Genomic DNA, 2,295 nt, shown 5'->3' with positions numbered 1-2,295 from the left:
GTCCACGGCGACGTAGGAGTTCCAGCGCACCGCTCCCCCCGAGTCCGCATCACCCTGCGGGGGCGTCGCGGGGCCGCCGAGGCCGCCGACGTCCAGCCCGTCGAGCTGGGCGACGAGGTAGCGGAACGGGACGCCCGGCGGCGTCGCTTCGCTGAACGTCCAGCCGAAGAGGCCACCGTAGAAGTCCTGGGCGGCCTCGAGATCATGCTGCTCGGTGTCGACCCACGAGGTCACACCCTCGGGGTAGGTCCTCTGCTCTGCCACGGCGTCCTCCTCGATGCCTGACTGCTTCTCCGTCCACCGTAGGCGGCACCGACGACAGGCCGCGGTCTACTGTCGGACGATGACGCTGGACGACGTCGACGCCCACCTCCGCGCGCTCGACGGTGTCCGCGCCCGGAGCGCCGGTGGGCGCCGCGCGTGGTACGTCGACGGGCTCCTCGTCGCACGCGAAGACGCCCCCGGGACGCTGCTCGTCCGCCTCGACGGACCGGACCGGGAGCGCCTCGTCTCAGCCGATCCGACGACGTTCGGGGTGCCGCCGCGTTGGGAGGCGCACGCCAAGGTGCAGGCCGACCTCACGGGCGACGCCGACGCGATCAGGGCCGCGCTGCACCTCGCGTGGGAGCGCCAGCGCACAGCACGCTCGGGTGCCTGACGCGGAACGCCAGCACACGGCATACGACCCTCATGGCCTCAGGGTCCGAGGACCCGCTCGAGGTAGGGGTTGCCGAAGCGCCGCTCAGGGTCGACGCGGTCGCGCACGGCCACGAAGTCGTCGAACCGCGGGTGGACGCCGCGGAGGTAGTCGGCGTCGCGGGTGTGGATCTTGCCCCAGTGCGGCCGCCCGCCGTGGTTGACCGCGATCGCCTCGAAGGCGTCGAAGTAGGCGCCACGCCGCTGCCGGTGGTACTTGTGGATCGCGACGTAGCAGCTCTCCCGCTCGTAGGCGGTCGAGAGCCACACGTCGTCGGCGGCGGCGACGCGGCACTCGACGGGGAAGGAGATGCGCTCGTCGTGGGTGTCGACCCACTCCCGCAGCTCGAGCAGCACGGCGGAGAGGCTCGCACGCGGGAAGGCCCACTCGGACTCCCTGAAGCGCACCTCGCGCGCGGCGACGAAGACCTTGTGAGAGCTGTCGGTGTACTGCCGCTCGCCCAGGGCGCGCGACGCGACGGCGTTGATGCTCCTCGTCGCTCGCGGCATCCGGGTCGCGAGGCGGTTCGTCAGCTCGAAGACCCGGTTGCTCAGCAGGTCGTCGTCGAGCTTCTCGCGCCACATCGGCAGCGGCCGCCTGGGCGTGCCCTCGGGCACGCGGTTGTTGCGCTTGGTCAGGACCCGGTCGGTGTGCGGGAACCAGTAGAACTCGAAGTGGTCGTTGGCCTCGGCGTCGGCGTCCGCGCCGTCGAGCACCTCGGTGAGGGATGCGGGGCGTTCGACCGCGTGGAGCAGGAAGGCCGGCACGACCCCGACGGTGATCTCGGTGACGATGCCGAGAGCCCCGAGCCCGAGCCGGGCAGCCTGGAACAGCTCGGGCTCGTGGGTGGGTGAGCACTCGACGACCGACCCGTCGGCCAGCACGAGGCGCAGGGCCCGGATCCCTGCCGAGAGTCCCGTCAGGCGCAGCCCGGTGCCGTGGGTGCCGGTGCCCGTGGCGCCGGCGAGGCTCTGCCGGTCGATGTCGCCGAGGTTGGGAAGCGCGCAGCCGAAGGCCGCCAGCTCCTCGTTGAGCACGTGCAACGGCGTGCCCGCGCGCACGGTGGCCTCGCCCCGCGTCGCGTCGATCGAGGTCACACCCGTCAGCGCGCCGAGCCGCAGCTGCACCCCGTCGGTGACGGCGACGCCGGTGAACGAGTGGCCGGCACCGATGGCCTTGACCCGGAGGCCGCGAGCCCCGGCACGGGTGACCTCCTCGACGACCTCGGCCTCACTGCGCGGCGTGGCCACACGGGCGAGCCTCGCGGACTCGGTGCCAGCCCAGTTGGTCCAGTCGACGCTGCGCACGATGCGGGGCGTGACGCCGCCCTCGCTGTCAGCCAAAACACTGCCCTTCCCCACGATAGGTCGCGGCCCGTCCGACGACCCGGTCTTCGCCGTGGCCGCTGTCGCCGCCGTCGCCTCCCTCGGCGCTGACCAGCGCGAACTCCGCGAAGCGCTCGGCCAGCTCCCCCGCCTTGGCGTGCCGGAACCATATCCGATCACCCAGTGAGAGCCGGTCGGCCCCGGACCCCACGAGAGGCGTCTGCACCTCGCCGACGCCCTCGCGCCGGACCAGTGCGAGGTCCTGCTCCTGTC

3 protein-coding genes and 1 pseudogene are annotated in these 2,295 nt (G+C 72.5%); 1 reads left to right on the top strand and 3 read right to left on the bottom strand.

Annotated elements, in window-relative coordinates:
- On the bottom strand, nucleotides 1-264 hold a 264-nt coding region (locus AC1DP0_RS21015), incomplete at its 3' end, for a VOC family protein (RefSeq protein ID WP_478088356.1).
- Nucleotides 265-343: 79 nt separating this feature from the next.
- On the opposite strand from AC1DP0_RS21015, the gene AC1DP0_RS21010 reads away from it, so the two are divergent.
- On the top strand, nucleotides 344-658 hold the full coding sequence (locus tag AC1DP0_RS21010) for a hypothetical protein (RefSeq protein WP_478088354.1): 315 nt from the start codon (nucleotides 344-346) through the stop codon (nucleotides 656-658).
- 38 nt (nucleotides 659-696) lie between these two features.
- Here AC1DP0_RS21010 and AC1DP0_RS21005 read toward each other — a convergent pair whose 3' ends face one another.
- Complete coding sequence (locus tag AC1DP0_RS21005) at nucleotides 697-2,040, bottom strand: D-arabinono-1,4-lactone oxidase (RefSeq protein WP_478088352.1); 1,344 nt, start codon at nucleotides 2,038-2,040, stop codon at nucleotides 697-699.
- Nucleotides 2,033-2,295, bottom strand: a pseudogene (locus AC1DP0_RS21000) (hypothetical protein); the annotation flags it as partial. The gene AC1DP0_RS21005 and the pseudogene AC1DP0_RS21000, both read right to left, overlap by 8 nt.

It is taken from the genome of Terrabacter sp. P5_B1 (assembly GCF_056400505.1).
This window is presented reverse-complemented; position numbering and strand designations above follow the sequence as displayed.